Here is a 24,426-nt window from a genome sequence, read left to right on the forward strand (position 1 = left end):
CCGCTCGGACTCGCAAGGGGGTAGGCGCATGAGCAGGGGCGTCGGGCTGATCACCGGCCCTGCCGGTCCGGGGAAGACCACATTCGCCGTTCGCGCCGCCCATGCCCTGCGGACCGGTTTCCCGGACGGGGCGTTCTTTCTCGATCTGTTCGGCATGTCCCCGCACCCCGTCGCTGCCAGGGAGGCTTTGGCGCCGCTGCTTCGTGCGCTCGGCGTCGCGGATCACGCAATACCCCATGGCGTTCCCTATCGCGCCTCCTTATACCGGTCGCTGCCTGCGGGGAAGCACGTTCTGGTCGTGCTCGACAACGCCGCCTCCGAGGAGCAGATCCGGCCATTGCTGCCGAACGGCAGCCACGGCCGGGTCCTGATCACCAGCCGCCGGCTGTTGGCCGGCCTGGAGGGGGTGCGCCGGCTCAGCCTGGGACCCCTGCCCCTGGCGGAGGCCACCGAACCGCTGACCGGGATTCTGGGCGACCGCTCCGCATCCGACGGCGAGCGGGCGCTGACGCGGCTCGCGCAGTGCGGCGGCTTGCCTCTCGCGCTGCGGATCATAGGGAACCGGCTGGTCAGCCGTCCCGCCTGGAGCGCCGCCGAGCTCGTCGCCCGGCTGGCGAACGAGGAACGCCGGCTTGAGCAGCTCAGTGCCGGTGACCTCAAGATCGCCAATGCGTTCGGGGCGTCGTAAGGCGTGGCAATCCCGACCGTGGCTCACGAGCGCGCGCTCCGAATCGAGGTCCTCGGTCCGTTGCGGATCTGGCGGGACGGCGTCGAGCTGGATACCGCCCCGCGGCAACAGGCCTTCCTGTTCGCGCTGCTGCTGGCCCACGCCGGCCAGCCCGTCAGCACGAACCAGTTGATCGACCTCATCTGGGAAGCCGACGTGCCGGCCAGCGCGCTCAACATCGTCCAGAAATACGTGAGTGCGCTCCGCCGGCTCCTCGAACCGTCGCTGCCGGCCCGGGAGAGCGGGTCCTATCTGCAGCGCCGGGGGAACAGCTACCTGTTCGTGGCCGAGTCCGAGACCCTCGATCTCGTCCTGTTCCGCCGCCGGGTGAGGGCGGCCGGGGCCGCCGTGGCCGAGCGGCGGCAGACGGCTGCGCTCGCCTGCTACGTCGACGCCCTCGGGCTGTGGCGCGGGTCCACGGCCGAGGGTTGGAATCACGGGGCTGCCGCCATGTCGACGTTCGTCGCGCTCGACCACGAGTTCTTCGACGCCTGCACCGCGGCGGCCGAGCTCGCGATCTCGCTGGGCCAGCCGGAGCGCATACTCCAGCCCCTGCGCCTCGCCGCGTCGTTGGCCCCCCTGCACGAGCCGGTCCAGGCCGCCCTCGTCTCGGTCCTGGCGGCTGCCGGACACCAAGCCGAGGCGTTGTCCGCCTACCTGCGGGTCCGCGCGCGGCTGGTTGAGGAACTCGGCATCGACCCCGGTGAGGCGCTACGGGCCGCCCACCGGCGGGTGCTGGGTTCCAGCGTCCCGCCGCCACAGGCCGCCGCCGACCCGATTGACGCCGGGCAGCCACCGCTGGCGGCCGCCGGGCTTGTCGGCCGGGTCGAGGAGCTCGTTGTGGTGTGGCAGGCCGTGGAGTCCGCTCTGGCCGGCCGCACCGGGCTCGTCCTGGTGGAGGGCGAGCCGGGAGTCGGCAAGACGCGGCTGGTCGAAGAAGTGACCGATGCGGCCCACGGGCGAGGCGCACACGTCGTGTGGGGCAACTGCCTGGAGGACGCCGGCGCACCGTCGATGTGGCCGTGGGTGCGGGCCATCGGCACGGTCCTGGACGCCCTGGCGCCGGCGTCGCGCGAGAAGTGGCTGACCAGCGAGCTCGGTTACCTCGTCGAGTCGGACGACCGGGCACCGGCCGAGCCGGAGCAAGCCGACGCCGGAGGCCAATTCCGCCTGTTCGAACTTGTCGTCGCGCTGCTCCGCGAAGTCTCCGCCACGCGGCCGGTCGTGCTTGTCATCGACGATCTCCAGTGGGCTGACGTCGCTTCCCTGCGGCTGTTCGGTCACTTGGCCGTCCGGCTGCCGAGCGGCGTCGCGATCATCGGCATGCTCCGCGACCGCGCCCCCACGCTGGGGACGGAGTTGTCCCGGCTGCTCGCGGTGACCAGCCGGGTGTCCGGTCATCGCCGCATACGCCTCGGCCCGCTGGGACCGGCCGGGGTCGCCGAACTCGTCCGCCGCGAGGCAGGCCGCGACCTCGGGGGCGGCGTCGTGCGCAGCATCCACGCGCGCACGGCCGGCAACCCGTTCTTCGTCCGAGAGCTGTCCCGGCTGCTCGCGGCGGGGGGCGACATCAGCGGGGACGCGGCCGTGCCGTCGACCGTGCGGGACGTCGTGCGCGACCGTGTCTCGCACCTCGACGGCGAGGCGCACGACCTGCTCCAAGCCGCGGCCCTCATCGGCCGCGACGTCGACCTCGGTCTGCTCGCCCGCGTTGCCGGGCTCGACACCCAGACCTGTCTCGACCGGCTGGAGCCTGTCGACCACCTCGGCCTGCTCGGACCGACTCCCGGGAACCCGTTCTCGCTGCGTTTCGCACACGACCTGGTCCGCGAGTCGGTCGCTACGGCCACGTCACCGCACCGGATGATCCGGCTGCATCTCCGCGTGGCGGACGCGCTGGAAGCCACCGAAAGCAGCGTCGAGTCCGTCGCCGAGCGCGTCGCCCACCATCTCTGGGCCGCCGGCCCCCTCGCGGACCCGTCCCGCACCGCGAGCGCGCTCATCGGTGCCGGTCGCCGGGCAGTCGCCAAATCCGCTCTCGAAGCGGCCGAGCAGCACCTCCGGTCGGCGACGCAGGTGGCCCGCTCGGCGGGTCTCGCCGAGCTCGAACTGTCCGCTCTGTCACAGCTCACCGCTGTCATCGGTATGGGGTCCGGATACGTCGGCTCTGCGACCGACCTCCTCGAACGCGCCGAGCACCTGGCCCGCGAACTCGGCCGCGAGGAGGAGGCCGTCAACTTCTTGCTGTCCCGCCAGGCGGCCTACTGCCAGGGAATGCAGCTCGACCGCGCCAGACGGCTGGCGCGGCAGTTCCTCGAACAGACCGAGGCGTCGGCCGATCCCGTCCTACGCGCCTACGGCCTGCACGCGTGGGCCATCTACCAGTGGGCCATCGGCGAGATCGGCAGCGCGTTCGAATACCAGAGGCGGTCGGACCGCACGCTGCTCGAAGACATCGCCGGCTACAGCGAGTTTCCGCTGCGGCGCGATCTCCACCTGATCGCGGCCGGGATGCACGCGGAGATCTCCGCGCTGCACGGAGACCTCGACGCGGCCAGGCCGGTGCTCGACACGTTGGAGGCTGCCGGTTCCGACCCGTACGCGATCACAGTGTGGGCGACGTTCGCCTCGGTGATCGCGGCGCTCGCCGACGACCCCGCCTGGGCACTGCGCACCACCGAACGAGGCATCGCTGAGGACCCCGGATTCTCCTTCGCCTTCTTCGGCGCGCACCTTCGCATCATTCGATGCTGGGCGCGCGCCGTGACGGGCCTCGACCCGGCCGGGGCCGCGGCCGAGGCCGAAACGTTGCTGACGGAGATGCTGCTCGGCCCGCCGCTCACCGGCCGCGCCACCTGGTACGGCCTTATCAGCGAGATGTGGCTCGCCGCCGGTAGGCCGGACGCCGCCGCCGTTGCCCTCGACCAGGCCGACCGGGTCGTCGAAACCTACGGCGAGCGCTACGCCGAGGGGTTGCTGTTCCTGGCGCGGGCCCGGTTGCTGGTGGCCGGAGGCGCCCGCGTCGAGGTGGCCCGGGCAGCCGCCGAGCGGGCACGTGCGCTGTCCGCCGAGCGGGGAGCTCACCTCTTCACCCGCCGGGCTGAGCAACTGGTGCGAGAGCTTGGCGGACCTGTTCCGTGACCTGACGCCGTGCGTAACGCATCGAGATCGGCGCGGGCCGCGTACGGGTGGCGGCCTCGTTCCGCCCCGCCGGCCAGGGCGACCACCGCGGCCGGCACAGTCATGCGTGCTCCCGCCGCACCACCGAGCCGTGGCGCACCGAGGCCGGAAGGTCGTCCGCCGACAGCTCAGCGGATGCCATCAGCGCACGTCCTGCGGGCGTGGTGGCGCTGCGCCAGGTGTGGGGCAGGAGCGTCTGCTCCACGTAGGAACGCAGTTCCAGCGTCTCCGCGGTGTCGGGCTGACCGGCGATCTCCAGGGCACCGCCGGCGGCCGAGCGGATGACATCGCGCCGTTCACGGAACGCCGCGAGCAGCACTTCGGCGCTGCCGTCCTGCTCGGCGAGGGCCTGTAGCCGGGCGGAAACCGGGACCGGCTACAGGCTTTGCCCGGGCGACGGCCACGAGGTAGAGGAGCAGCCCGGCTGAGGTGAGAACGAAGCCGGCCCAGACGGTGGACAGGGCCCCCCAGCCTGCGTTGAGGGTGATCGCGCCGCCGATCGCGCCCAGCGAGTTGGCCAGATTGAGCGCGGCCAGGTTGAGCGCACCCATCAGGGTTGGGGCGTCCGGCGCGAAGCCGGTAAGCCTGACCTGGATGGTGGGGATCGCGAACATCATGGTCGCGCCGACACCGAACAGGCAGGGCAGCAGGATCGACAGGTTGCTGCCGGCCACGCCGATCACCACCAGGAGCGCCAGCACACCGCCGTAGCCCCAGATCAGACCGCGGTGCTCGTATCCGTCGGCGACGCGTCCGCCGAGGTGGTTGCCGACCGCCATGCCGAGGCCGAAGACGGCGAGTGCGATCGGGATGAGCGAGGCGTCCTGCAACGCCGCGTCGGTGACGAAGGGGGCTATGAACGTGTAGACGGCGAAGATGCTGGAGATGCCGAACGCCGCGACGGCGCTCATCAGCCAGACGTCGAGCCGGCGGAGGGCGCTCAACTCGTTTGCGACGGAGCCGCCACGCAGGTCGTCGGTGCGTGGCAGCCAGGTCACCAGGGCAGCGCCGGCGAGCAGACCGATGGCGACCACGGTCCAGTACATGCTTCGCCAGCCGGCGTTCTGCCCGATGAAGGTGCCGAGTGGCGACCCGATGATGGTGGCGACGGTAAGTCCTCCCATCACGGTGGCGAACGCCTTGCCGCCCTTGCCCGGGCCGTACATGTACGCGGCGACGACAGCCCCGGCGCCGAAGAACGCCCCTTGCACGCTGCCCGCGACGAAGCGGAACACGACGAGCAGTTCGATGTTCGTCGCCAGGGCGGACAGCATGTTGCCCACCAGGAACAGCACGATCAGGCCGAGCAGCAGAGTGCGCCGGTTGACCCGGGCGGCGAGAAGGGTGATCGCAGGGGAGCCGATCACCACCCCTATGGCGTATGCCGTGATCGCGTGCGTGGCGACCGGGATCGACACGCCCAGATCAGCGGCGAAGAGCTGGATGATGCCGTTGCTGCCGAACTCGCCGGTGCCGATCGCGAAGGTACCGAGCGCCAGCGCGAACAGTGTCGGCCTCGGATTGCTGAGAGGCGACTCAGCGGAGGTGTGTCGGTTCCCTTCAGCAGTGCACTGGCCTTCGTACGCACGCTGATGCATCGTTGTCCTCCAGATTCTCAACGGAGACCAAAGTCGCCCCGCAGTACGTCGTGCGCCGGTCGACGTCGCCGGGCGGAGCCGTGACCTCGGTGCCGGTCAGGCCGTCGACGTCGCGGGCCGTCTCAACCGTTCAAACGTCGCTGTCCTGAGCCGTCAGCGAGCGGCGCGTTTGATGAGGTCGGCCGTCACGGTGGGCTGCGCGATCATCGCGACGTGCGAGGCGCCGACCTCGTGGATCTTTGAGCCGGCCCGCCGGGCCATGAACCGCTGTGCCGCGACGGGAAGCACCTGGTCGTTCCGAGCGGCGAGGTAGTAGGAGGGAATGGTCTTCCAGGCCGGGGCGCCGGAGGGCTCCCCAAGTGCGCGGGCGTCAGCGGGCCGCTGGCCCGCGTGCATCAGGTCGGCGGCCGGCTTCGGCACGTCGCCGGCGAAAACGTCACGGAAGAATTCTTTCTTGATGTATCCGTCGACGGTCCCCTCGCCGTACGGGCGGAAGTCCAGCGCGGCTTCGTCGAGCTTGCTTCCCGGAAATTTGGTCTGCAGTTCCAGCAGCGACTCTCCCTCGTCGGGGGCGAACGCAGCCACGTAGACCAGCGCTTTCACGTTCGGGTTGCCGGCCGCGGCGTTCGTGACGACGATTCCGCCGTAGGAATGCGCGGCCAGGACGATCGGACCGGCGAGCGTGGCGAGAATGCTCGCCAGGTAAGCGGAGTCGGAGGCGACACCGCGCAGCGGGTTCGCCGGGGCGATGACCGGATAGTCGTCGCGGATGAGCCGGGTCGCCACGTCGTTCCAGCCGGAGGCGTCGGCGAACGCGCCGTGCACAAGGACCACCGTGGGCTTGGCTCCTGGCCGGGGATGCGCCTGCGCCGTGGAGGTTCCCAGCAGGGCGTCGGTTGCGACTGCGGCCGATCCGGCCAGCATCGCTCTACGAGTCGTCGGCATGATGTGGACCTTTCAGGTGTGGTGTTCGCACCTCGATTGCAGATCAATGTTGAACTCGGGTAATTGATGAACACTGAACGGGCGACTCAGTCGTCGTCAAGTGCGCCGATGTAGCTTGCCGGGCATGAGAAGGGCAAAAAGTGAAAGCGCCCAACAATGGGGCCTGCGTATTCACCTGCTCTGCTACGTAATAGCCAATCTGGCTCAGGTCGTGGTGTGGCAGATCTACGACTCGGAACACTTATTCTGGCCTATGTGGTCGATAGTCCTCTGGGGCGTCGGACTGGCCTTCCATTTCTGGGGTGTCTACTCTCCGCCCAAATCGAAAACCGGTCAGTGAGCGGCGTGTCGTCTCTCTGAGTTCGTGCGCGCCGTCGACATCGTGAACGCGGACGCGCCGGCCTCGCCGCGATGCCGGCGCAGCGCGGGCCAGTCAGTCCGATGTCGCGGTCAGCGGCCTTCCGCGGGCGGCGTTCACCGGGAACCAGCAGCGTGACGTGTCGGCAGTGCGCCGACTCGATCCGCGCGCAACCCCCATTGTGTTGACGACCCGGCCGGGCCGTTGCCCGGCCTTCCTCCCACACCAGCCCACATGTAATCCGACCCCGGAGGAGCCCTAGATGCCGACCCGAGTCAGCCGGCAGACCGTCGACCTCTCCGCCTATCCAGATCTCCTGGTCCTGTACCTCGGCATGCGAGTGAACCAGCTGTACGGTGTCCGGACCTTCTTCAGCTTCGGACGGAAGATCAGTGAGTCGGTCGCCGGCAAGCCGGACGGACTGCTTCTGCACGAGCCCGTCTACTACTCGATCTTCCCGATGAACATGGGGATGCGCCAGTACTGGCGCGACCTGCCGTCGCTGCTCGCATTCGCCCGGTCGGAGCCCCATCGACAATGGTGGCTCGACTTCCTGCGAGACTCCGGCGGCACCGGTTTCTGGCACGAGACGTACTCGATCAAGGGTGGTATGGAGGCCGTCTATGATGATGTGCCCCAGCCGCTCGGCTTCGGACGGTTCGCCGGGATCCAGCGCGCTCGTGGTCCCATGTTCGGCTCCGCGGCCCGGCTGGGACGTTCCGAGCACGGCAGCCCGGTCCTCAGCGAGACGGACCTTTACGAGTCCTGACCCCTTGGCGCGCAGGCGAAGCGGACTGCATGTGGGGCGGCACCATCCCCGCGGAACGCCGCAAGACGCGGAATCCTCCACGCGGCTCGTGCCACGATCCGTCCGGACGACCTGGCATGGCACCTGTCCGAGGCAGGCGGGTCGCGCCCTTAGCCTGAGCGGCGGCAACCTCACTGCGTTCGCCGACGAAGCCGAGATGCGGGGGAAGGCAGCTGGCTAGGGCCAGTGGGAGTAGGGAACGTGCAATTGGAGCACCGGCGCGCGCCTGTCCTCGTGCTCTACAGCAGCCGCGGTCCCCCCGGGCCCTGTTGCGGTCGCCGCTTCGCCGACGGCGTCCGCGGGCGCGGGGGACCCGGGAGAGGGGCTGGGCATCCGGCTGGTTGACGCGCCCGTGGCCCGGCGCGCCGACCCCCGCGCGCTGAAGAGCGTAGTCGATCACCTGGCCCCCGGCTCCACCATCAGGCGGCGCGTCGAGGTGTCCAACTCCAGTGGCCACCGCATGCACGTCTCGCTGTACTCGGCGGCAGCCGACATCCGCGGCCACGCCTTCGTCCTCGCGCCCGAGCGGACCCCCGAACGAGCTGACGTCCGCGGGGTTGTGGATCGGGTGCTGTGGCGATTTGTCGGTCCGTCATGGTTCGGCACAATGACTGATGTGAGAGTCGAATTGCTCGGGCCGTTCGAGGTCCGGAACGGTGATGGGGCCGTGGTGGAGGTTCCTGGGATTCGGCTGCGCGCATTGCTGGCTGCACTCGCCCTTGAGCCTGGCCGGATCGTCACGCGTGCGAGGCTGGTGGACTGGATCTGGGGGGAACGGCCGCCCGCGGACGAAGTGAATGCCTTGCAGGCGTTGGTGTCCAGGCTGCGCAGGGTGTTGCCGGACGGCGTGATCGAGGCGGATTCCGGCGGATACCGGTTGGTCGTGGCTCCCGATGCCGTGGACGTGCACCGGTTCGAGCAACTGGTCGGGCAGTCTCGTGCCGCCGAGCCCGCGGCGCGGGCGGAGCTGCTGCGCTCGGCGCTGGCGTTGTGGCGCGGTGCGGTCATGGCGGACATCGCACAGCAGGGCAGCGATGCGGTCGATGCCGTGGTCACGCGGCTGGACGAGCTCTACGTGGCCGCGCTCGGGGATCGGGTGGATGCGGACATTCGCCTCGGCCGGGGCTCCGAGCTGGTCTCCGAGCTGACCGAGCTGGTGGCCACGTACCCGCTGCGGGAGGGGTTCGTGGCGGCGCTGATGCGGGCGCTCGCCGAGGCGGGGCGTGGGAATGAGGCGTTGACCGTTTACCAGCGGACGCGCGAGCGGCTCGCCGAGGAGCTGGGCGCCGATCCGTCGGCCGAGCTCTCCGCGCTGCACACCGCGTTGCTGCGGGGCGAGCTGGGCGAGCGGGCGGAGAACCACAGGACGAACCTGCGCGCCGAGCTGACGAGTTTCGTCGGCAAGGACGAAGACCTCGCCGCGGTCGCCGGCCTGGCCGTCAGGCATCGGCTGGTCACCCTGACGGGGGCAGGTGGCTCCGGCAAGACGAGGCTGGCCGCGGAGACCGCGCGGACGATGCTCGCCGAGCTGCCGGACGGGGCGTGGCTGGTCGAGCTGGCCTCGGTGCGGGCGGGCGGTGACCTGGCGCAGGCCGCCCTTACCGCCATGGGCCTGCGTGACCAGGGATTGCTCGGTGGTGCGCGGGGCGGGGAACCGATGGATCGGCTCATCGCCGCGGTCCGGGAGCGCGCGATCTTGCTGATCCTGGACAACTGCGAGCACGTGATCGAGGCGGCCGCGGCTTTCGCGGACCGGCTGCTGGGGGAGTGCCGGAGGCTGCGGATCGTGGCCACGAGCAGGGAGCCGCTCGGCATCACCGGGGAGGTGCTGTGGCAGGTCGAGCCACTCGCGCTGCCCGCGAAGGGAACGGACCTCTCCGTGGTCGGGTCATCGCCCGCGGTGCGGTTGCTGCGCGACCGCGCGGATCTGGTGCGCAAGGACATCGGCTCCGACGCTCAGACGCTGGCGGCGATGGAGCGGATCTGCCGGGCGCTCGACGGGGTGCCGCTGGCGATCGAACTGGCCGCGGCCCGGTTGCGTACGATGTCCGTCGACCAGCTCGCACGCCGGCTCGATGACCGGTTCCGGCTGCTGACCAGCGGCAGCCGGACGGTGCTTCCCCGGCACAAGACGCTGCGCGCGGTCGTGGACTGGAGCTGGGACCTGTTGACCGAGACCGAGCGCGGCGTGCTGCGGCGGCTCTCGGTGTTCACCGGCGGGGCGAGCCTGGAGGCGGCCGAACGGGTGTGCGGGGACGAGGCATTCGCCGGTGAGCAGGTGTTCGACGTGCTCACCGCGTTGATCGAGAAGTCGCTGCTGCTCGCCGACGGCGAGGGCACACCGCGCTACCGGATGCTCGACACCATCAGGGAGTACGCGGCGCACCGGCTCGCCGAAGCCGGGGAGACCGAGCCGGCCCGCCGGGCGCACCTCGCCTACTTCACCGAGCTGGCCGAGACGGCCGATCCGCACCTGCGCCGGGCCGAGCAACTGGAGTGGCTGTCCATGCTCGAGGCCGAGCACGACAACATCAGTGCGGCCCTGCGCGGGGCGATCGCCGATGGATGGGCCGAGGAGGCGATGCGGCTGGTCGGGGCCGCGGGCTGGTACTGGTTCCTCAGCAGGCACCGGGCCGAGGGCATCGAGTTGGGCATCGCGGCGGCCTCGCTGGACGGTGAGGTGTCCGATGACGTGCGGGCGTTGGCGTACCTCATCGTGGCGGTGTTCGTGTCCTCCGGGCCCGGCGGCGACCAGTATCAGGCGCGGAATTGGATCCTGGAGGCGCACCGGGTCACCCAGCGCAGCGGGCGTCGCCACCCGCTGCTCGGGTTCGTCGTGCCGCTGGAGCGGATATTGCAGGGGCCGACGGAGTTCCTGCCCGCGTTCGAGCCGCTCATCGCCGACAACGATCCATGGGTACGCGCACAGGCCAGGCTCAGCCGTGGCCAACTGCGGCTCACGCTCGGCGGCGACGAGACCGACGTGGACGACGACATCGAAATCGCCCTTTTCGAGTTCCGCAGGCAGGGTGACCGGTGGGGGGTCTCGTTGGCGCTGACCTACCTGGCCGATCGGCTCGCCAAGCGTGGCGAGTTCGCGCGCGCGTGTGAGCACCAAGAAGAGGCGGTCACGGCGCTGACCGAGATCGGTTCCATCGAGGACGTGGTCGGCCTGCGGGCGCGGCAGGCCCAGCTCTACTGGCTGCTCGGCGACGAGCGATCCAGCACGTTCGCGATGGCCGAGGCGCAGCGGTGCGCGGGCGAGGTCGCCTGGCCGGACGCGCTTGCCGAGCTGGCGCTTTCGAAGGCGCAACTGGCGCGCTGGCGCGGCGAGCCGGACAGGGCGCACGAGCATCTGGCCACGGTACGGGCGCTGCTGAGCAGCGCGGAACGAGGCGAATTCATCCGTGTCAGGATCATGGACCTGTACGGCTATCTCACCGACGACCTGGAGAAGGCCCGCGAGCACTGGACCGAGGCATTGCGCGCGGCCATAGAGCACAAGTTTCCGGCGATGACCGCCGAGGTGTTGATCGGGATCGCGGATCTCGCGCTGCGCCAGGGACAGCACGAGCAGGCCGTGCGACTGCTCGCGGCGAGCGACGTCGTACGCGGTACGCCGGATCGTTCGCAGCCGGACGCTTCCAGGATCGCCGCGGCCACGCGCGGCCGCCTCGGTGAAACCGTGTTCGCCGAGGCGACCCGGGCCGGCCGGGAACGGGATTGGCGCGAGCTGGCAGAGGTCACGCTCGCCTGGTGAACGTCGCGTGCGCCAACAGGTAGCTCCAGGGCCGAGGGCGTGTCAGCGGCCGTGTCAGTGCGGTGACGGCCCGGTATCAGGGCGGTCGGTGATGGTGGATGCCATGAACGGTGCGGCCACGGGGTTGCCAGACGCTTTGCTCGGCCCCCAACCTGCTTCCCGGTCGATGAGAGGAATGACCATGGAACACACCCTCACCACGTATCCGACGGCGCGTCAGTCCGGTTGCCCCTTCGACCCGCCCAAGGAGCTGATCGAGGCCCGTGAGCACAGCCCGATCAGCCGCTTCACCTTCGCCGACGGGCACCAGGGCTGGCTGATCACCGGATTCGACCTGGTCCGGTCGGTCCTGGCCGACTCGCGGTTCAGCTCGCGCAGGGAGCTCATGGCCCACCACCCGACCGTCGACTTCACCGGCGTGGAGGTCCCTCCGGCGCCGCCCGGCGAGTTCCTGCTGATGGACGAGCCCCAGCACAGCCGCTACCGGAAGCCGCTGGTGGGCAAGTTCACCGTCCGGCGGATGCGGCTGCTCACCGAGCGCGTCGAGCAGATCACCGCCGACTGCCTGGACGCGATGGAGCAGGCCGGGCCGTCGGCGGACCTGGTGACCGCCTTCGCCAAGCCCATCCCGGCCATCGTCATCTGTGAGCTGCTGGGCGTGCCGTACGAGGACCGGGGCCGCTTCCAGGAGAACGTCGACAAGTTCCTCGGCGGGGAGGTCAGCGACGAGGAGCTGATGGCGGCCTACACCGCCACCCAGACCTACCTCGCGGAGCTGGTGGCCGCCAAGCGCGCGAACCCCACCGACGACGTGCTCAGCGACCTGCTCGACAGCGACTTCACCGACGAGGAGCTGAAGGGGATAAGCCTGATCCTGCTGACGGCCGGGCTCGACACGACCGCGAACATGCTGGCGCTGGGCACTTTCGCACTGTTGCAGAACCCGGCTCAACTGGCCGCGCTGCGCGCCGACCCCTCGCTCACCGACAAGGCCGTCGAGGAGCTGATGCGGTATCTGAGCGTCGCCAAGCAGTTCCAGCGGACGGCGCTGGAGGACGTCGAGCTGGGCGGCCACAGCATCAAGGCCGGGCAGGCGATCATCCTGTCCTACAACACCGCCAACCGCGACCCCGAGCGCTTCGCCGATCCCCACGCGCTCGACCTGGGCCGGCAGGACGGCGGTCACCTGGCCTTCGGTCACGGCATCCACCAATGCCTGGGCCAGCAACTGGCCCGCGTCGAGATGCGGGTCGCCTTCCCCGCGCTGCTCAACCGCTTCCCCGCGCTGCGCCTGGCCGTACCGGCCGAAGAGGTCAGCCTGCGGCCTGAGGCCGCCGACATCTACGGGGTGAAGAGCCTGCCGGTCACCTGGTGACTCAGGAGGGCGCAATCGGGCGCTTCACCGCTCTTTCAGAGCGTCAGCCGCGGGGTTCCAGGGGGGCCGGAAGACGGAGGCTCCCTTCCCCAGCGGGCCGCCGCTTTCCTGCGTTCGTGGCGGAGGGATCACATATGTGGCCTTCGGCAATCGCTGCCGGGTACGAGTTCGTTCATTGTGATCCGCCCTCCGGCATCATGGTGCGATGAGCGTGCGTTACGACGACGTGATCGGCTCCCTCCGGGCGGCATATGAAGGTGGCGGGCGGCTGCTGGAGATCGGCGCCGGGACGGGCAAGGACAGCGCGTACTTCCGGGACAACAGCCTGGACGTGGTGGCCGTCGATCTGTCGCCTGCGATGGTGGCCCTCTGCAAGGAGAAGGGCATCGAAGCTCACGTCATGGATTTCCTGGGGCTCGATTTCCCGCCCGGCTCGTTCGACGCCGTCTACGCGCTCAATTGCCTGCTGCACGTGCCCAACAACGACCTTCCGGCGGTGCTGGACACGATCCGCACGCTGATGCGGTCCGGGGGGCTGTTCTTTCTCGGCGTGTACGGCGGCGGCGACCTCACCGGGGAAGGTGCCTTCGAAGCGGACGACCACCGTCCTCCGCGGTTCTTCTCCTTCCGGAGCGACGAACAACTCCAGGAATACGCACTCGAGTTCTTCGAGATCGTGGACTTCCATGTCGTGGGATCTGACGACAACCGGTTCCGGTCGCTGACGTTGCGGCGTTCCATCGCGGCGGAAACGGCTTGAGTCTCCAGTAGGTCGAGACACGAGGGTGGGGACATGGACGGCGACGCGCTCTACTCGATCGGTGACCTGGCCCGGCGGACCGGGCTGCCGGTCACGGCCATCCGGTTCTACTCCGATCGCGGGATCGTGCCGCCGGCTGACCGCAGCCCGGCCGGCTACCGCCTCTACGGCATCGACGCCGTCGCCCGCCTGGACCTCGTACGGACGCTGCGCGACCTCGGACTGGACCTGCCCACGATCCGGAGGGTCGTCGACCGGGAGGTCCCGCGCCGCGACGCCGCCGCTGTGGTCCGCGAGCAGGTCGGCCCGGCGCTGGACTGGTTCATCGAGGCCCTGCCCGCGGCGGGGTACGGCACCGCGGCGATCGAGCAGGTGAACGGCTCCGTCCTCCGGGCGGGGCCGTTCTCGTCGCTGGAGCGCGTCCCACCTGAGGTGACCGACCCCGGAAGAGGACTCCGGCACGTACTTGCGCTCCAGCGGGAAATCGTCAACTCTTAGGAAGGTTTCCTAATCATTTAGGGAGTGGGCGGTGTTCGGTAGGAGATTGTCCGCGGTCCTCGTCCTCCTGCTGATCGCCGCGTGCGGCCCGGCCGAGCCCCGGCCGGAGCCGGTCAACGCCGAGGACGTGATGTTCGTGCAGATGATGGTGCGACATCACCGGCAGGGCATCGAGATCGCCAAGGTCGGCACCGCCCGCGCCACCACCCCGGAGCTCAAGACGCTGACCGCGGCCATCGAGAGCACGCAGCAGGACGAGGGCGAGATGATGCTGCGCTGGCTGCACTCCTGGGACCAGCCGCTCACCGCCGCCACGGGCGCGCACGACCACCACGGCGGCATGCCGGAGACCGACGTCAGGCGCGTCCAGGCGCTCAGGAAGTCGAAGCACTTCGAGTACGACCTGATCAATCTGCTCATCAAGCACCAGGACGGCGCGGTCCGGATGGCCGCCGACGAGGTCACGGGCGGGGCCAATCCGGTGGTCCAGGAGTGGGCGGCCCAGGTCGAGGCCTCGCGCAAGGCCCAGATCGGCATCATGACCGACCTGCTCGACCGGTGACCCACAGGGGAAACCGTCCCGGCGCCCATCGATCCCAGCGCATGTACATCCATAATTGGGCGATATGTCTGAAGCAACACAGCCTGCGCCCCCCGCCGACAATCTCGTCACCACGTCGCACACCCTGCCGTCCGGACAGAGGTACACCGCCACCACCGGCACCATGGTGCTGCGCGAGGAGGTCTTCACCGACGGGAAGTTCGACGGACTGCGCCCCAAGGCCGAGATGTTCCTCACCGCCTACACCCTCGACGACGCCGAGCCGCTGACCAGGCCGGTCACGTTCGCCTTCAACGGCGGCCCCGGCTCGTCGAGCGTGTGGCTGCACCTGGGCGTGCTGGGGCCGCGCCGGGTGGTGATGGGGGACGCCGGCTCGCTGCTGCCGCCCCCGTACGGGCTCGCCGACAACGAGGAGAGCCTGCTGGCCGTGAGCGACCTGGTGTTCATCGACCCGGTCTCGACGGGTTTCTCCCGGGCGGCCGAGGGGGAGAAGGCCGAGCCGTACCACGGTTTCACCGGCGACATCGAGTCCGTCGGCGAGATCATCCGGTTGTGGACCACCAGGAACGGGCGGTGGATGTCGCCGAAGTTCCTGGCCGGGGAGTCGTACGGCACGCTCAGGGCGGCCGCGCTGAGCGAGCACCTGCAGTCGCGTTACGGCCTGTACCTCAACGGCGTGATGCTGATCTCCTCGGTGCTCGACTTCATCACCGGGGACTTCAACGAGGGCAACGACCTGGCCTACGCCCTCTATCTACCGACATATGCAGCGATCGCGCACTATCACGGGTTGCACGGCGACCGGCCGCTGAGCGACGTGCTGCGCGAGGCCGAGGAGTACGCCGAGCGCGACTACCCGTGGGCGCTGGCCCGCGGCAGCCGCCTCACCCCCGAGGAGCGGGCCGCCGCCGTCGCCAGGATCGCCGCGCTGACCGGGCTGAGCGAGGACTACGTCGACCGCGTGGACCTGCGGATCGAGCACGTCCGGTTCTTCACCGAGGTGCTGCGCTCGCGCAAGCAGACCGTCGGGCGCCTCGACGGCCGCTTCACCGGGTGGGACCCGGACTCGGGGCGCGAGCACTTCACCTCCGACCCCAGCATGGACGCGATCATGGGGCCCTACAGCGCCGCGCTCAACCACTACCTGCGCACGGAACTGGGCTATGCCAACGACCTGCCGTACGAGGTGCTCACCTCGCGCGTGCGGCCGTGGTCGTACAAGGAGTTCGAGGGCGCGCACGTCTCCGTGACCGGCCGGCTGGCCGCCGCCATGCGGGCCAACCGGCACCTTCGGGTGCACGTGGCCTGCGGATACCACGACGGCGCGACGCCGTACTACGCCGCCGAGCACGCCTTCGCCCACCTGCCGGTGCCCCCCGAGCTGGCGGCCAACGTGGAGTTCAAGTATTACGAGGCCGGCCACATGATGTACGTGCACGAGCCCAGCAGGTTGCGGCAGTCAGCCGACCTGACGGCCTTTGTCCTCGGACAGCAGGGCTGAGGCGCGAGCCAGGCGGTAGCGCAGGTTCTCCTGGAACGCGGTGAAACGATCGGCGTTGTCGCGGATGACGGCCCGCTGCAACGCCGCGTCCGCCGCGAACCAGGCGGCCACCAGGCCCGACGACCACTTGCACGACGTGTCGGCGGTCGCGGTCTGCTTCTCGTCCTCGCTCACGGCGGGCTTCTCCAGATCCCAGCGGCCGTCGGCGATGGCCGCCTCGGGCGCCGGGTAGGGGTGTCCCGCCTGGCTCATGCACGCCTGCCAGCGCTTGACGGCCCCCGTCACCGACGGGTCCTTGGCGGCCTGCTCCAGCGTGAGCGAGTCCTGCAGGGAAAGCCACGACCAGTCCGCCCCGCGCGCTCCCTTGTCCAGGGCCTGCGTCGCCCGGTCGAGGCAGCCGCGGTCGGCGGCGGTCCCGTACAGGCGGTGGCGGGTGGTCTTGGACAGCTCGCCGGTCCACGCCCCGGTGGTGTCGGGCGCGGGCGGGCGGGCCAGGTGGTAGCCGTGGCGCCTGGCGGCCTCGATGTCGACGACACCGTAACGGCGCGAGTTGCCGGGATCGATCGCGGCCAGGGTGTCAGAGTCCTCGGCGGGCGGGGCGATGGTGATGCCCTGCTTGCGCATGCAGCGTACGACGAGGTGGTTGTGGGCGTTGCCCAGGATGGCCCGCTGCTCGGGAGTGGTCTTGTAGGCGTCGAACGGCAGCACCAGGTCCGACACCGAGCTGACGCCCTTCGGGGACGCCGCGGGTGCCGGCTCGCCGGTCGTCGCGCAGGCCCCGGACATCAGCACGGCGGGCAGCAGCAGCATGCCCGCCAGGAGTCCGCGACAGCCGGTTTCCGGCGGCCAAGCCCGGAAACCGGCACTCCCGTTATTACTCAGCGGCACCAGATGTCGATCGCGCTGGTGTGGTTGTTGCCGATGGCGTTGTTCACCAGGAAACCGTCGTTCGTGTTCTGCGCGAACGTGCTGTGGGCGCCGGTGAACTCGGCGTGCTGCCAGAGGGTCACGTTGCAGCCGACCCGGTTGCGGACGGAGCTGGTCTCGTTGTCCATGCTGTGCCAGCTGTTGCTGAAGTCCCAGTTCAGCCAGTTGTTGTCGGACAGGTCCGAGTCGTCCGCGATGAAGTCGCGCCAGTGGTCGACCTGGCCGCGGTTGTAGTCGAAGCTTGCGTACAGGCAGACGCGTCCGCCGTAGCACGTCGAGCGGGGGCTCGCCACCGCTGCGGCGGCGGGAACGACCACGGTGAACAGCGTGGCTGCGGCGACGAAGCCGGCGGCCTTTCTGGATAGCCTCACAGGTCTCTCCTCGATCAGTGAGTCGTTTCGACCTCGTACTTGGCGCGCCGAATCGGATTACGAGTCGCGAGGACCCGCCGATTCCGTCGAGGGCTTCACGCCCGGAGTGGGTCGCGTGCCCGGCTCGCCGACCCACTTCGTATCAGCCGGGGTAACGGGGAACTCGTCGCGTTGACGCAACTCTTGCCAGCTTTGGTGGGCGGCAGAGGAACTTGTGGGTTACTCGGGAGCCAGTTTCACGTCCAGGAACCGGGGACGGTAGAGGGACACGTCGCGGTAATGGTCGGCGGACGCGACGCTGTTGACGTTGTACGACACCACCAGGCCGGAGCCCGGGACCCCGGGATGCGCGTGGGCGTTGTAGGTGAAGACGTTCCCGCCGGTCTCCGGGGTGGTGTAGACGTGCTGCCGGGCGGTGAACGGCCCGGCGGCGGAGCACGAGGAGTAGGCCACGATGTTCGGGCTCAGCGGCTCGGACGTGTCATGCGTGATCAGGACATATCCGGATCCGACCCGGGTGACGCTGTACTCGTTCGCCACCCCGCTCATCAGCCGCCCGGACTCCGCCTCGTCCGGCGACCAGGAGCCGCCGGCCGTGCGGAACTCCCAGCGGCCCAGCAGGCTCCCGCCCCTGACCCGGGCGAGGTGCATGAACTTGCGCGAGCCGAGGTCCTCCACCCCGTACACGTAGGTGTGGCCGGCGTCCTCCAGGATTCCCGCGCCCCAGGCGACGCCGCGCCCCGAGGGCAGGGCGTGCACGCCGATCGGCCGGTCCAGCCGCCCGGGCGCGAACCTGGCCAGCACGTTCCGGCGCCAGTCCCATGCCTGCTCCCCGCGGGCGTACTCCTGATAGGTGACCTCCACGATCCCTCCGGCGAGCGTCGCGTCCCCGGCCCAGAACCAGTGGTCCCGATCGCGCGGCGGCATCAGGGCGACCGGCCGCTCCGCGGTGCCCCCGTGGATCGTCACCAGCCGGCCCGCCCGCTCGACCGCGAAGGAGTTGTTCAGCAGGACCGTGGTGCCGCCCTCCGTGACCACGGGGGGTCGCGAGCCGTCGGGGTTCACCCGCCCGAGGAAGGTGTCGGAGAAGATCCACAACTGGCGCCCGCCCGGCAGCCGGAGCGAGTAGGTGCCGTCGGCCCCCGTCCAGTCGTCCACCCGGCCGTTGTCGTTGCCGTAGGCGGTGAACAGGCTGGTCAGCCGGGGATCGACGGTGACGTCGCGCACGGCCGCCGAGCACGCGGGGCCGGGAATCGGGGCGGAGGCGGGCGCCGCCGCGCTCCCGAGAACCAGGACGGTCGCCGATGCGAGCGCGGAGCGAAGTCGCGTCATTACCGTCCTCCGGGATTCGGCCCTCTGCCGTTGTAGTGGTTAGATCACTAACTGTCGAGAAACCCCGGAGGAATGGTGTGAGATGTCATTGCCCAACCCGGTCACCCGTCGAGGTCTCCTCAAACTCGGTGCCGGCGTCGCCATGACGGCCCTTGCCCACTGAGACCGCGACCCGGACCGCCGCCGCCTCCACCGGCTCGGCGGCGAGCCGCTTCGACCTGACCGCCCCCGCCGAGCAACTCATCTGGAAGAAGGCCCTGTACGACGAGACCGTCCTGCAGTCGTTCGCCTTCGACACCAGCAACGGGCACATCTATGCGGTCCAGGTCAAGAACGGCGCGGCGTCCCCCCGCGCCTGTGCCTCGGCCTCGCCTCGGGCTCCTCGGGCGCGCGCAGGGCCAGCATCTTCTACAAGGACGTGCTCGTCTGATACGCGCCCGCCGAATATCCGGATGCGAGGCCGGAACGCGGCGGTTACCCTGCCGGGATGGGCCACGTCGAAGTAGGACATCTGACATACGTGCTGCCCGACGGGCGGCCCCTGCTCAACGACGTGTCCTTCCGGATCGGTGAAGGCGTCAAGGCGGCGCTCGTCGGGCCCAACGGCGCGGGCAAGACCACACTGCTGCGGCTGATCGCCGGCGACCTCCAGCCGGTCGACGGCTCCGTGGCCGGCTCGGGCGGGCTGGGCGTGATGCGGCAGTTCATCGGCAGCGTGCGGGACGGCAGCGGCGTGCGCGACCTGCTGCTCGGGGTCGCACCGCCGGCCGTACGCCGGGCGGCCGAGCGGCTCGACGCGGCCGAGCTGGCGATGATGGAGCGCGACGACGAGAAGACGCAGATGCGTTACGCGCAGGCCATCGCCGACTACACCGACGCCGGCGGCTACGACATCGAGGTGCTCTGGGACACCTGTACGGTGGCCGCCCTCGGCCTGCCCTACGAGAGGGTGAAATACCGGGACGTGTCCACCCTGTCGGGCGGCGAGCAGAAGCGCCTGGTCCTGGAGGCGCTGCTACGCGGTCCCGACCAGACGCTGCTCCTCGACGAGCCCGACAACTATCTCGACGTGCCCGGCAAGGAGTGGCTGGAGCAGCAGCTCAAGGAGACGCCCAAGACCGTGCTCTTGGTCAGCCACGACCGCCGGCTACTGGCGAACGCGGTCGAGCGGATCGTCACCGTCGAGTCGGGCGGCATCTGGATCCACGGCGGCGGGTTCGCCACCTACGCCGAGGCCCGCAGGGCCCGCAACGAGCGCCTCGACGAGTTGCGCCGGCGCTGGGACGAGGAGCACGCCAAGCTCAAGGCCCTGGTCAACATGCTGAAGAACAAGGCCAGATACAACGACGGCATGGCCCCCGCCTACCACGCGGCGCAGACGCGGCTGCGCAAGTTCGAGGAGGCCGGGCCGCCCGAGCTGGCCCCGGGCGAGCAGAACATCAAGATGCGCCTCAAAGGCGGCCGCACCGGCAAGCGCGCGGTCATCTGCGAGGGGCTGGAGCTCACCGGGCTGATGCGCCCGTTCGACCTGGAGGTCTGGTACGCCGAGCGGATCGCGGTGCTCGGCTCCAACGGCTCGGGCAAGTCCCACTTCCTGCGCCTGCTGGCCGGCGAGCCGGTCGCCCACGATGGCGTGGCCCGGCTGGGCGCCCGCGTGGTCCCCGGCCACTTCGCCCAGACCCACGCCCGGCCCGACCTGCTCGGCCGCACCCCGGTCGAGATCGTCATGGCCGAGCACGCCAAGCTCAAGAACGAGGCCATGAAGGCGCTCGCCCGCTACGAGCTCGCGGGGCGGGTGGCCGAGCAGCGGTTCGACACGCTCTCCGGCGGCCAGCAGGCGCGGCTGCAGATCCTGCTGCTGGAGCTGTCGGGCGCCACGCTGCTGCTGCTCGACGAGCCGACCGACAACCTCGACCTGGCCAGCGCGGAGGCGCTGCAGACGGGGCTGGACGCGTTCGACGGCACGGTCATGGCGGTCACCCACGACCGCTGGTTCGCCGCCGACTTCGACCGCTACCTGGTCTTCGGCTCCGACGGCACGGTCTATGAGTCCGCCGGGCCGGTCTGGGACGAGGCCCGGGTCGCGCGGCCCCGTTGAAAGGGCCCGGTTAAAGAGTTGGTACGGCTGGCGCGTGTCACCTGCCGGGCGTGCCCAGGTACCGGTTATCACGGCAAAGTGATCCCGCGTAGCCGAACCGTCAGCCTCCTCGCACTCGGGGCGATCTGCCTCACCGGGTGCGCGAGCGAGGAACGACCAGTGCAAGAGCTCAAGCCCCTGGCTCTCAAGGAGCAGGTGTCCAACGTCATCAAGTCCGCCGAGGGCTATACCGTGAGCTGGGCCGGCGTGCTCAGCAACGCCAACCCCTGGCACTTCGGCGAGCACGTGGTGGCCACGATCGTCGGGCGCGATGCCGCGGGCACCGAGGTGGTCAGGCTGGACCAGCCGCTCGACGCCGTGCCGCCGGGCGGTTCGCTGGCCTTCACCGGCTCGGCCGCCTCGGCCCAGCGCCCGGCCAAGGTGACGATCCAGTACCGCCCCGCGCAGTGGCGGCAGGCGGCCCGGATCGCCTCGGCCTTCCAGAAATTTCCCATCACCCGTGTCCGGACAATGCGCCAGAAAGACGGCACATACCTTATTACCGGATATATTGATAATCCCTATCGGCAGCCCGCCGGCAGCCTCGTCATCAACGCGTTGCTGCGCGACGGGAACGGCAAGCTCATCGGCGGCGGCAGCACGTTCGTGGACGACGTGAAAGCGGGCAGCCTGCCCCGATTCATCCTCACCGCCGGCGGCATGCCCAACGGCAGCCACGTGGTCAAGACCGAGATCACGGCCAGTACCTGGGGCTCGACCGGCCGTCCCTTCGAGGATCTGGCGCTCGGCGGGGCCGTGCCGGTGCACACGACCAAACCGGTGACCGAGCCGTTCGCGGAGGACCGCAGCACGCAGGTCATCAATAGTCACAAGCAATAGCGAAACACAACCATAAATGCTGAAAAATCGGCCCCTGATGACGATCGGCTCAATTATCCGTACGAAATCCGAGAACTTTACTCGACGGACACGGCTTTAGCCCTGGAAGTGGTGGAACTACTAGTTACCAATCCATTACCTTCGGTCACATGAATGACCGCGCCCTGGTCGAAGCACTCCGCGCCCGCGATTCGGGGGCCATCGCCGCGCTCTACGACGCGTACGCGGAGAGGGTCTTCCGATACTGCTGGTCCCTCCTCCTGAGCGCCGACGGCGCTCAGGTGGCGCTCCGCGACACGCTGATCGCCGCCGAGGCGCACGCGGGCGCGCTGGCCGACCCGGACCGGCTCGGCACCTGGCTCTACGCGCTGGCCCGCGCCGAGTGCCTGCGCCGCCGGGCCGCCGCCCCGCCGGGCGCCGCCGAGGCCCTGGCGCAGGCGCCGCCGCCGCACGACCCGGCCGACGCCGACCTGCGGATCATGGCCTGGAACGCGGTCCAGGGCCTGCCCGCCGCCGACCGGGAGATCCTGGAGCTCTCCTACCGGCACGAGCTGCCCCCCGCCGAGCTGGCCCAGGTGCTCGGGATCCCGGCGCGCCAGGTGGAGCCGCTGCAGGAGACGGCCCGCGAACACCTGGGCGACGCGATCACCGCGGAGTTCCTGGCCAGGAAGGGCCCCTATGACTGTCCGGTGCGGGCCCGCATCCTGACCGGGTTCTCCGGCGAGCTGACCGGGCAGATGCGCGAGCACCTGGTCGCCCACTTCGCGCGCTGCGAGACCTGCGCCCCGCACCGCGGCCGCCAAGTGTCGGCCGCCAAGGTCTTCCAGTTGCTGCCGCTCGCGACGCTGCCCGACTCGCTGCGCGTCAGGGTGCTGAGCTGCTTCCTCGACCCCGAGCTGCTGCCCTATCGCCGCTACGTCGCCAGGCGTACGGCCGCGCTGGGCGCCGCCGGGTTTCCCGTTCCCGCGGAGGGGGACGCTCGACGGTGGCCTCAGGCGCTGGCGGGCGCGCTGGCGGCGGTCGCGACCGTGGTGGCGATAGCGGTGATCTTCAACCAGGCCGACACGGAGAGCGGCGGGCCTTCGGCTGTGGCCACGGCCGCCTTCCCGGCGACCGGGGAGCCGCCCGGCATCCGGCTGCCCTGGCAGGACGACCCGCAGGACGACCCTCCGGCCGTGGAGCCCAGTCTGGACAGCACGGGCACGCAGCCGATCGGGGTGACCTCGTCACCCAGGCCCGCGCTGCCCGCCCCCGCGGTGACTCCCACCCCCGCGGGCTCCCGGCCGGCCGGCGACCATGATCCCGCGCCGTCGGCGGGCCCCCAGGACCCGCAGCCGACCCCGCCGCTGCATCCTCCGTCCGAGCCCGGCCAGGAAGGGTCCACGCCCCGCCCCAGGCCCTCGAAGCCGCGCACCCCCTGCCCGACCACCCCCGCCCCCACTCCGACCGCCACGCTCACCTCGGCCCCGACGCAGACCCCCACCCCGACCCCCACCCCGACCACCGCCCCGACGGAGCCGGCCACCCCCACCCCCACGGGGGAGCCCGCGACAACTCCCGCAGCGAGTCCGAGCGACCACGTTACGTGAGCACATAGCCGGGAACTGTGTGCATAGAGTAACCATGCGTGGTCGGGGGGACCTATGCGTGCATTTGGGGCGGGGCTGCTCGCGTGCTGCCTGGCTGTCATGCCGTGCGCGCCGGTCGAGGCCGACCCCGGTCCCTCCGCCCGCGACGTGCGGAAGGCCCGCCAGGCCGTCCGGGAGCGGTCGAAGGAGCTGGGCGCGACCACGGCGAAGCTGGCCACGGCGCAGTCGCGGCTGGACCAGTTGGCGGCCGAGGTGGAGCGGCTGGTGGAGGCGTACAACGGGGAGGTCGTGCGGCTCCGGCAGGCCGAGGAGTCGCACGCACAGGCGCGGGCGCGGCTGGCGGCGGCCGAGGCCGAGGCCGAGCGGGCGCGGCGGGACGTCGCCCTGCTGGCCATGGAGGACTACACCGGGCTCGGCCCGATGGATCCGGTCGTCGGCATGGTCCTCGACCGAGGCAGCGCGGACGGCTTCCTGCACCGGGCGAGCGTGCTCGGCCACCTGCGCGGCGAGCGCACCGCGATCCTCGCCAGGATGCGCGCCGCCCAGGAGGTCGCCGCCATCCTGCGGACGCAGGCGGCCAACGCTTATGCGGCCCAGCAGGCCGTCTCCGAGCTCGCCAGGCAGGCGAAGACCGCCGCCGAGGCCGCGGTGGCCAGGCAGAGCGCCGAGACCAGGGGTCTGCGGGCCCAGGCCGCGCGGCTGGAGCGACGCCTCGACGCGGCCCGCGGGCACGCGCAGCGGCTGGCCAGCAAGCGCGCCGCCGCCGTCTCAGGGCTCACCGGCGGCTCCACGATGGGCGACGCGGCGGCCAACTGGGCGCTGACCCAGCTGGGCAAGCCGTACGTGTGGGCGGCCGACGGCCCCGACACCTACGACTGCTCGGGGCTGGTGATGCGGGCCTGGGAGAAGGTGGGCGTGCGGCTGGACCACTGGACGGGCACGCAGTGGACCTCGGGGCCGCACATTCCGATCGACCAGTTGCACCGCGGTGACCTGGTGTTCTTCGGGCACATCAGCGACGACCCCGGCACCATCCACCACGTCGGCATCTATGTCGGGCGTGGCCAGATGGTGCACGCGCCGCAGACCGGTGACGTGGTCCGAGTCGCTCCCATCTGGCGGGGGGACCTGGTGGGCGCCACCAGGCCCCGATGAGGG

Annotated in this window: 19 protein-coding genes and 1 pseudogene; 13 read left to right on the forward strand and 7 right to left on the reverse strand. The window is 70.3% G+C overall.

Annotation, left to right across the window (positions count from 1 at the left end; all coding sequences use genetic code 11):
• The first annotated feature begins 28 nt into the window (after window positions 1-28).
• Together ABGB18_RS35855 and ABGB18_RS35860 are read left to right on the forward strand one after the other, a co-directional pair.
• A complete protein-coding gene (locus tag ABGB18_RS35855; RefSeq protein WP_347700105.1) occupies window positions 29-688 on the forward strand; it encodes an ATP-binding protein in 660 nt (219 codons plus the stop codon).
• Window positions 689-706: 18 nt separating this feature from the next.
• Window positions 707-3,868 (forward strand): BTAD domain-containing putative transcriptional regulator, encoded by a 3,162-nt coding sequence (locus tag ABGB18_RS35860; RefSeq protein ID WP_347700106.1) that lies wholly within the window; start codon window positions 707-709, stop codon window positions 3,866-3,868.
• 100 nt (window positions 3,869-3,968) lie between these two features.
• Here the strand turns inward: ABGB18_RS35860 and ABGB18_RS35865 are convergent, their stop codons facing one another.
• From ABGB18_RS35865 to ABGB18_RS35875, 3 genes are all read right to left on the reverse strand, one after another.
• The gene (locus ABGB18_RS35865) at window positions 3,969-4,226 is read right to left on the reverse strand and encodes a hypothetical protein (RefSeq protein WP_347700107.1); all 258 of its coding nucleotides are present in this window, start codon (window positions 4,224-4,226) and stop codon (window positions 3,969-3,971) included.
• Window positions 4,204-5,505, reverse strand: a complete 1,302-nt coding sequence (locus ABGB18_RS35870) for an MFS transporter (RefSeq protein ID WP_347700108.1) — start codon at window positions 5,503-5,505, stop codon at window positions 4,204-4,206. The genes ABGB18_RS35865 and ABGB18_RS35870 overlap by 23 nt, the downstream gene beginning before the upstream one ends.
• Window positions 5,506-5,658: 153 nt before the next feature.
• Complete coding sequence (locus tag ABGB18_RS35875; RefSeq protein WP_347700109.1) at window positions 5,659-6,450, reverse strand: alpha/beta hydrolase; 792 nt, start codon at window positions 6,448-6,450, stop codon at window positions 5,659-5,661.
• 620 nt (window positions 6,451-7,070) lie between these two features.
• Between ABGB18_RS35875 and ABGB18_RS35880 the strand changes: the two genes are divergently transcribed.
• The 7 genes and pseudogenes from ABGB18_RS35880 to ABGB18_RS35910 all read left to right on the forward strand — a co-directional run bounded on the left by ABGB18_RS35880 (window position 7,071) and on the right by ABGB18_RS35910 (window position 16,072).
• Window positions 7,071-7,577 (forward strand): DUF4188 domain-containing protein, encoded by a 507-nt coding sequence (locus ABGB18_RS35880; RefSeq protein WP_347700110.1) that lies wholly within the window; start codon window positions 7,071-7,073, stop codon window positions 7,575-7,577.
• A gap of 646 nt (window positions 7,578-8,223) precedes the next feature.
• Complete coding sequence (locus ABGB18_RS35885; protein WP_347700111.1) at window positions 8,224-11,376, forward strand: BTAD domain-containing putative transcriptional regulator; 3,153 nt, start codon at window positions 8,224-8,226, stop codon at window positions 11,374-11,376.
• A gap of 181 nt (window positions 11,377-11,557) precedes the next feature.
• Window positions 11,558-12,751 (forward strand): cytochrome P450, encoded by a 1,194-nt coding sequence (locus ABGB18_RS35890; protein WP_347700112.1) that lies wholly within the window; start codon window positions 11,558-11,560, stop codon window positions 12,749-12,751.
• 205 nt (window positions 12,752-12,956) lie between these two features.
• Entirely contained in the window at window positions 12,957-13,511 is a 555-nt protein-coding gene (locus ABGB18_RS35895) for a class I SAM-dependent methyltransferase (RefSeq protein WP_347700113.1), read from the forward strand.
• A gap of 33 nt (window positions 13,512-13,544) precedes the next feature.
• Window positions 13,545-13,772: pseudogene (locus ABGB18_RS35900) on the forward strand (MerR family transcriptional regulator); the annotation flags it as partial.
• Between the two features lie 268 nt (window positions 13,773-14,040).
• Window positions 14,041-14,571 carry a DUF305 domain-containing protein gene (locus ABGB18_RS35905; protein WP_347700114.1) on the forward strand — a complete coding sequence of 177 codons (531 nt, stop codon included), beginning with the start codon at window positions 14,041-14,043 and terminating at the stop codon, window positions 14,569-14,571.
• Window positions 14,572-14,635: 64 nt separating this feature from the next.
• Window positions 14,636-16,072, forward strand: a complete 1,437-nt coding sequence (locus ABGB18_RS35910; protein WP_347700115.1) for a peptidase S10 — start codon at window positions 14,636-14,638, stop codon at window positions 16,070-16,072.
• On the opposite strand, the gene ABGB18_RS35915 is transcribed toward ABGB18_RS35910, so the two are convergent.
• The 4 genes from ABGB18_RS35915 to ABGB18_RS35930 all read right to left on the reverse strand — a co-directional run bounded on the left by ABGB18_RS35915 (window position 16,031) and on the right by ABGB18_RS35930 (window position 19,015).
• Complete coding sequence (locus ABGB18_RS35915; RefSeq protein ID WP_347700116.1) at window positions 16,031-16,882, reverse strand: hypothetical protein; 852 nt, start codon at window positions 16,880-16,882, stop codon at window positions 16,031-16,033. The two genes, ABGB18_RS35910 and ABGB18_RS35915, sit on opposite strands and share 42 nt — an antisense overlap.
• Window positions 16,883-16,950: 68 nt before the next feature.
• Entirely contained in the window at window positions 16,951-17,370 is a 420-nt protein-coding gene (locus ABGB18_RS35920) for a peptidase inhibitor family I36 protein (RefSeq protein WP_347700117.1), read from the reverse strand.
• A 219-nt stretch (window positions 17,371-17,589) separates the two neighbouring features.
• On the reverse strand, window positions 17,590-18,702 hold the full coding sequence (locus ABGB18_RS35925) for a DUF4185 domain-containing protein (RefSeq protein WP_347700118.1): 1,113 nt from the start codon (window positions 18,700-18,702) through the stop codon (window positions 17,590-17,592).
• Window positions 18,703-18,787: 85 nt separating this feature from the next.
• A complete protein-coding gene (locus ABGB18_RS35930; protein ID WP_347700119.1) occupies window positions 18,788-19,015 on the reverse strand; it encodes a hypothetical protein in 228 nt (75 codons plus the stop codon).
• Between the two features lie 174 nt (window positions 19,016-19,189).
• On the opposite strand from ABGB18_RS35930, the gene ABGB18_RS35935 reads away from it, so the two are divergent.
• From ABGB18_RS35935 to ABGB18_RS35950, 4 genes are all read left to right on the forward strand, one after another.
• On the forward strand, window positions 19,190-20,800 hold the full coding sequence (locus ABGB18_RS35935) for an ATP-binding cassette domain-containing protein (RefSeq protein WP_347700120.1): 1,611 nt from the start codon (window positions 19,190-19,192) through the stop codon (window positions 20,798-20,800).
• 159 nt (window positions 20,801-20,959) lie between these two features.
• The gene (locus ABGB18_RS35940; RefSeq protein ID WP_347700121.1) at window positions 20,960-21,679 is read left to right on the forward strand and encodes a hypothetical protein; all 720 of its coding nucleotides are present in this window, start codon (window positions 20,960-20,962) and stop codon (window positions 21,677-21,679) included.
• 149 nt (window positions 21,680-21,828) lie between these two features.
• The gene (locus tag ABGB18_RS35945; protein ID WP_347700122.1) at window positions 21,829-23,268 is read left to right on the forward strand and encodes a sigma-70 family RNA polymerase sigma factor; all 1,440 of its coding nucleotides are present in this window, start codon (window positions 21,829-21,831) and stop codon (window positions 23,266-23,268) included.
• Window positions 23,269-23,322: 54 nt separating this feature from the next.
• The gene (locus tag ABGB18_RS35950; protein WP_347700123.1) at window positions 23,323-24,423 is read left to right on the forward strand and encodes a C40 family peptidase; all 1,101 of its coding nucleotides are present in this window, start codon (window positions 23,323-23,325) and stop codon (window positions 24,421-24,423) included.
• Window positions 24,424-24,426: the final 3 nt, after the last annotated feature.

This window comes from Nonomuraea sp. B12E4 (genome assembly GCF_039871825.1).
Lineage (GTDB): Bacteria > Actinomycetota > Actinomycetes > Streptosporangiales > Streptosporangiaceae > Nonomuraea.

What these genes read in the sequence shown, in the direction of transcription:
- ABGB18_RS35885 (WP_347700111.1), top strand. Translation starts at nt 8,224, where the DNA reads ATGACTGATGTGAGAGTCGAATTGCTCGGGCCGTTCGAGGTCCGGAAC.
- ABGB18_RS35945 (WP_347700122.1), top strand. Translation starts at nt 21,829, where the DNA reads ATGAATGACCGCGCCCTGGTCGAAGCACTCCGCGCCCGCGATTCGGGG.
- ABGB18_RS35875 (WP_347700109.1), bottom strand. Translation starts at nt 6,450, where the DNA reads ATGCCGACGACTCGTAGAGCGATGCTGGCCGGATCGGCCGCAGTCGCA.
- ABGB18_RS35855 (WP_347700105.1), top strand. Translation starts at nt 29, where the DNA reads ATGAGCAGGGGCGTCGGGCTGATCACCGGCCCTGCCGGTCCGGGGAAG.
- ABGB18_RS35930 (WP_347700119.1), bottom strand. Translation starts at nt 19,015, where the DNA reads ATGTGCCCGTTGCTGGTGTCGAAGGCGAACGACTGCAGGACGGTCTCG.
- ABGB18_RS35935 (WP_347700120.1), top strand. Translation starts at nt 19,190, where the DNA reads ATGGGCCACGTCGAAGTAGGACATCTGACATACGTGCTGCCCGACGGG.
- ABGB18_RS35880 (WP_347700110.1), top strand. Translation starts at nt 7,071, where the DNA reads ATGCCGACCCGAGTCAGCCGGCAGACCGTCGACCTCTCCGCCTATCCA.
- ABGB18_RS35910 (WP_347700115.1), top strand. Translation starts at nt 14,636, where the DNA reads ATGTCTGAAGCAACACAGCCTGCGCCCCCCGCCGACAATCTCGTCACC.
- ABGB18_RS35890 (WP_347700112.1), top strand. Translation starts at nt 11,558, where the DNA reads ATGGAACACACCCTCACCACGTATCCGACGGCGCGTCAGTCCGGTTGC.
- ABGB18_RS35925 (WP_347700118.1), bottom strand. Translation starts at nt 18,702, where the DNA reads ATGACGCGACTTCGCTCCGCGCTCGCATCGGCGACCGTCCTGGTTCTC.
- ABGB18_RS35870 (WP_347700108.1), bottom strand. Translation starts at nt 5,505, where the DNA reads ATGCATCAGCGTGCGTACGAAGGCCAGTGCACTGCTGAAGGGAACCGA.
- ABGB18_RS35950 (WP_347700123.1), top strand. Translation starts at nt 23,323, where the DNA reads ATGCGTGCATTTGGGGCGGGGCTGCTCGCGTGCTGCCTGGCTGTCATG.
- ABGB18_RS35915 (WP_347700116.1), bottom strand. Translation starts at nt 16,882, where the DNA reads ATGCTGCTGCTGCCCGCCGTGCTGATGTCCGGGGCCTGCGCGACGACC.
- ABGB18_RS35895 (WP_347700113.1), top strand. Translation starts at nt 12,957, where the DNA reads ATGAGCGTGCGTTACGACGACGTGATCGGCTCCCTCCGGGCGGCATAT.